A 4978-nucleotide genomic window follows, 5' to 3' on the forward strand; every position below is an offset into this window, starting at 1 on the left:
GTCGGCGAGGTCGGCGACGGCCTCGACCGAGACGTGGGCCAGCCGGGTCGCTGCGGCGGCCGCCACCGCGGCGACGGCCGCGGGCTCGACGCCGGGACGGTCGCCCCACAGCGCCATCGCCTCGCCGAGCATGGCCGCCGCGGCATGCGGGTCGCCGGCGCGCAGGCGGTCCCGGCCGGCCGCGGTGAGCTGCTCGAACCGCAGCGCGTCCACGTCGGCCGCGTCCACCTCCAGCCGGTAGCCGCCCGCGACCTGCGCGACGTCTCCTGCCGAGCCGAGAATCCGGCGCAGCCGCGAGACGAGGGCCTGAAGGGCGTGGGCGGGGCCGGCCGGCGGGTCCTCGGCCCAGATCGCGTCGACCAGCACGCCCGGCTCGACCGCGCGCCCGCCGGCGAGCGCCAGCCGTACGAGCAGGCCCTGCAACCGCGCGCCCTGGACGGGCAGGGCGGCGTCACCGCGAGACGCCTGAAAGGCGCCGAGCAGCGTGACGCGAAGCCGCGCATCCCCGCCCATCGCTCGATCCTCGCGCACGCACCCTCGAGTCCCCAAATCCGTGTCAGCGCCGTGTGTGCCCCGTGTGAGCGGCCCGCGTCAGTCTTCACCTGCCTCGGAGAAGAGGCTGGTGAAGGGAGTTCTCGTGCATGATGTAGTGATCGTGGGCGCCGGCCCGGTCGGTCTTTTCCTCGCCTGCGAGCTTGGCCTGGCGGGCTGCTCTGTCCTGGTGCTGGAGCGGGAGCCGGAGCCGCGCTCCCCGTGGAAGGCGGACCCGCTCGGGATGCGGGGCCTGTCCGCCACGTCGGTCGAGGCGTTCTACCGCCGCGGGATGCTGGACCCGCTGCTGAAGGTGTCGGGCGTCGACGACTATCCCGGCGCGGACGAGCCGGGGCCCCCTCGTGGCGCGGGCCACTTCGCCGGCATGATGCTCGATCCGGCCAAGGTCGACGTCGCCGCCCTGCCCTTCCGGCTTCCCAGCCCGGCGACGGAGGGCGTGCTGACGAGCCTCGAAGCGGTCGAGACGGTGCTGTCCGAGCGGGCATCCGCGCTCGGCGTGGAGATCAGGCGCGGCGTCGAGGTCTCGGCCATCGCGCAGGACGACGAGCTCGCGGTCGCGCGGGGCGGCGAGCACGAGTACGCGGCGCGCTGGGTCGTCGGCTGCGACGGCGGGCGCAGCGCGGTGCGCGGGCTCGCGGGCTTCGGCTTCGCCGGCACCGAGCCGCAGTTCACCGGCTACGTCGTGCTCGCCGGCATCGTCGATTCCGGGAAGCTGCGCCCCGGGTTCAATCTGACGCCGACGGGCATGTACCTGCGCACGCCCGCGGAAGGGTACGTCGGCATGCTGGAGTTCGACGGCGGGGCGTTCGATCGCTCGCGGCGGCCGACCCGCGAACACCTCCAGGCGGTTCTGCGCCGTGTGTCCGGCACCGACGTCACGCTGAACGACGTCCATCTCGCTTCGAGCTTCACCGATCGGGCGATACAGACGACGACCTACCGGCAGGGACGCGTCCTGCTGGCGGGCGACGCCGCGCACATCCACTCTCCCCTCGGGGCGCAGGGCCTCAATCTCGGCCTCGGCGACGCCATGAACCTGGGCTGGAAGCTCGCGGCGACCGTGCACGGGCACGCGCCGGACGGGCTGATCGACACCTACACCCGTGAGCGCCACCCGATCGGCGCCCGGGTGCTCGACTGGACGCGCGCCCAGACGGCGGTCATGAGGCCGGACCCGCATGCCCAGGCGGTCCAAGGGCTGATGCGCGACCTGCTCGGGACCCGTGACGGAACGACCTACGTGTTCGACAGGATCTCGGGATCGTCGATCCGCCACGACCTCGGCGGCGAGCACCCGCTGGTCGGCCGCGACGCCCCGGACTTCCGCCTTGAGGACGGCACCCGCCTCGGCGACCTGATGCAGGACGGACGAGGCGTCGCGCTCGATTTCAGCGTCGGCCGACACCTGCATGGTTCGGCGATGGGGTGGGAGAGCCGGATGCGGTATGCGGCCGGGCCGGCGAGAGACGACCTCGGACTGGGTGCCGTGCTCGTCCGGCCTGACGGCGTGGTCGCCTGGGCAGGTGATCGGGCCCCTGATCGTGAAGCGTTCGAGCGGGCCGCCGGCCATTGGTTCGGTAGTCCGGCAATGTGACTGGCGGCGTAGATGAGCGGCAGGCGGGCGGAAACAGCAGGTCAGGACTCCAGGAAGTGCAGCACGGCCAGGACCCGGCGGCTGTAGCCGGTCGTGTGCGACAGCTGGAGCTTGTCGAACAGCGAGTTCACGTGCTTCTCCACCGCGCTCTGCGACACGTGCAGCGCCTGGGCGATCGAGGCGTTGGTCAGCCCCTGCGCCATCCGTTCCAGCACCTCCCGCTCCCGGGCCGTCAGCCGGGCCAGGGGGTCCACCTGCGTCGTACGGGCCAGCAGCTGACGCACCACCTCCGGGTCGAAGGCCGCCCCGCCCGCGCCCACCCGCTCCAGCGCGTCCAGGAAGTCGCCGACCTGCGCCACCCGGTCCTTGAGCAGGTAGCCGACGCCCTCGACGTCCGCGCTCATCAGCTCGGTGGCGTACCGCTTCTCCACGTACTGCGACAGGACCAGCACCTTCACGGCGGGCCAGCGCCGCCTGATCTCCAGCGCCGCCCGCAGGCCCTCGTCGGTGTGGGTCGGCGGCATGCGGACGTCCACGACCACGATGTCCGGCCGGTGTTCGGCCACCGCGGTGACCAGCGCGTCGCCGTCGCTGACCGCGGCCGGCACCTCGTGGCCCTCCTCCAGCAGCAGCCGCACCAGGCCCTCGCGCAGCAGCGTGGAGTCCTCGGCCAGGATCACCCGCACGGCAGCACCGCCGTGATCGTGGTCGGCCCGCCGATCGGGCTGCTCACCTCGAAGCCGCCGTCCAGCGCCGCCACCCGTCTGGCCAGGCCCGACAGGCCGCCGCCCGCCGCCTGGGCGCCGCCCGCGCCGTCGTCTCGCACCCGTACGAGCACCGCGGCGTCCTCCTCGTGCACCTCGACCGTGATGAGCGTGGCGCCGGCGTGCTTGGCGGCGTTGGTGACGGCCTCGCACACCACGAAGTACGCCGCCGTCTCCACCGCCATCGGCGGCCGACGCCGCAGGTCGCAGGCTACCCTGACCGGAACGCTCGACCGTTCGGCCACCCCCGCCAGCGCCTCGCCCAGGCCCAGCGTGTCCAGGCCGCTGGGGTAGACCCGCCAGGCCACCTCGCGCAGCTCGGCCAGCGCCTGCTGCGCCTCCTGGTGCGCCTGCTCCAGCAGCTCCGGCCGGCCCCGCCTGGCCCGTCCGACCAGCATCGACAGCGCCACCAGCCGCTGCTGCAGCCCGTCGTGCAGGTCGCGTTCGATCCGGCGGCGTTCGGAGTCCACGGCGGTCACGATGCCGGCGCGGCTCTCGGCCAGTTCGGCGATCCTGCGTTCGAGGGCCCGGGTCGGGTCGGGGGCGAGCATGCGCACCGCCAGCCGGCGTTCCAGCGCGTGCACGCCCACCACGCCCGACAGGGCGAGGAACAGCAGGACGATCCCGCCGACCAGGAGGTAGGCGACCAGCGGGAGCGAGGGCGCCATTCCGTCGAACCGCTCGCCGCGCGCCCAGGCGGTGAGGAGGAGGGCGTAGGTGCGGGCCCCGTACACGAGCAGCGTGATCACCAGCCCGCCCAGCACCCCGACCGGGACGCGGGCGGCCAGGTAGGGCACGGGCCTGCCGTCCTGGAGGGCGTCGGGGTCCAGGCGCAGGCGGCGCGCCTCGAGGCGGGCCAGCCGGCGGGCCGCGGCGGTGACGTTCGGATTGCCCAGCAGCGGCAGCGCCAGCAGCAGGAAGACCAGCTCGGCCAGCGCGGTGACGGCGCCCAGCGTCACCGCGCCCAGCAGCCGCAGCCCCTCAGCGGCGACTCGCATGCCTGCCCTTGCGCCGCTCGGCCAGCCGCACCCCGACGAACACCACGAGCGCCAGCACCACCAGCGCGAGCACCACCCTGGAGCCGATGCCGACGTAGGCCTCCACCAGCGACCAGTTCTCGCCCAGCAGGTAGCCGGCCATCACGAAGATGGTGTTCCAGATCAGGCTGCCGGTAGCCGTCAGGAGCGTGAACGGCACCAGCGGCATCCGCTCGACGCCCGCCGGCACGGAGATGAGGCTGCGGAAGATGGGGATCATCCGCCCGAAGAACACCGTCTTGCGGCCGTGCCTGAGGAACCACGCCTCGGTCTTCTCGATGTCGGACGTCTTGACCAGCGGCAGCTTGGCGGCGATGGCGAGCGTGCGCTCGCGGCCCAGCAGCGCCCCCACCCAGTACAGCGCCAGCGCCCCGACCACGGAGCCGAGCGTCGTCCACACCAGCACGTCCAGCAGGTCCATCTCGCCTCTGGACGCGGTGAAGCCCGACAGCGGCAGGATCACCTCGCTGGGCAGGGGAGGGAAGAGGTTCTCCAGCGCGATCGCGAGCCCGGCCCCGGGCGCGCCGAGGGTCTCCATCAGTCCAACCAGCCAATCAGTCATGGGCCCAAGCCTAGGGATGATCGGATATGCCCGGAATGAGGCGGACTTCTGATCGCGGGGTGCGGTAAACCACACCCCTACGTACCGTACACTGTACGGTCGTGAGCTTCCCGACGGATCTGGCCCAGCACGCGGCAGTGTTCCAACCCGGCGACCCACCCAGGTCCGGTCATGTCACCTTCCTCGACCCGGACGGGCCGTCCGCGGTGACGGTGGCCGAGGAGCACGACGGCACGATGCGCACGCGCGAGGTCGCGGCCACCCTCGTCCCGGTCGGGGAGGCGGTGGCGGGGCTGGCCAGGGCGCGCATGGACCCGCGGGCCCACCCGGCGACGCGCTTCTGGGGGGCGGCCGCGCTGGTGGCCCTCCAGCTGGTCACCCGGGGCCGCATCCTGCCGGGGGTCCGTTCCCGTTGCGGAGCGTGGCGCCGATCGCGCAGACGCCGCGATCCGTGCCGTCGATGTTGAGC

6 protein-coding genes are annotated in these 4978 nt (G+C 73.2%); 2 read left to right on the plus strand and 4 right to left on the minus strand.

The annotated features are described in order from the left end of the window. Positions 1–513: AfsR/SARP family transcriptional regulator (locus ACWDX9_RS59955; RefSeq protein ID WP_449972779.1), on the minus strand; the 513-nt coding region annotated here is incomplete at its 3' end. Positions 514–637: 124 nt separating this feature from the next. Here ACWDX9_RS59955 and ACWDX9_RS59960 point away from each other — a divergent pair. Beyond that, positions 638–2146, plus strand: coding sequence for an FAD-dependent monooxygenase (locus ACWDX9_RS59960; RefSeq protein ID WP_449972782.1), 1509 nt, complete (start codon positions 638–640; stop codon positions 2144–2146). A gap of 41 nt (positions 2147–2187) precedes the next feature. Here ACWDX9_RS59960 and ACWDX9_RS59965 read toward each other — a convergent pair whose 3' ends face one another. From ACWDX9_RS59965 to ACWDX9_RS59975, 3 genes are read right to left on the minus strand one after another with little or no spacing between them, the layout of a single operon-like run. Then, positions 2188–2832 (minus strand): response regulator transcription factor, encoded by a 645-nt coding sequence (locus ACWDX9_RS59965; RefSeq protein ID WP_364248356.1) that lies wholly within the window; start codon positions 2830–2832, stop codon positions 2188–2190. After that, positions 2823–3908, minus strand: a complete 1086-nt coding sequence (locus ACWDX9_RS59970) for a sensor histidine kinase (RefSeq protein WP_449972785.1) — start codon at positions 3906–3908, stop codon at positions 2823–2825. Before ACWDX9_RS59970 ends, ACWDX9_RS59965 begins: the two co-directional genes overlap by 10 nt. Further along, entirely contained in the window at positions 3892–4509 is a 618-nt protein-coding gene (locus ACWDX9_RS59975; RefSeq protein WP_449972787.1) for a DedA family protein, read from the minus strand. Before ACWDX9_RS59975 ends, ACWDX9_RS59970 begins: the two co-directional genes overlap by 17 nt. A 101-nt stretch (positions 4510–4610) precedes the next feature. Here ACWDX9_RS59975 and ACWDX9_RS59980 point away from each other — a divergent pair, with 101 nt between their 5' ends. Continuing rightward, entirely contained in the window at positions 4611–4976 is a 366-nt protein-coding gene (locus ACWDX9_RS59980) for a hypothetical protein (protein ID WP_449972790.1), read from the plus strand. The last annotated feature ends 2 nt before the right edge of the window (positions 4977–4978 follow it).

Source organism: Nonomuraea sp. NPDC003201 (genome assembly GCF_053590415.1).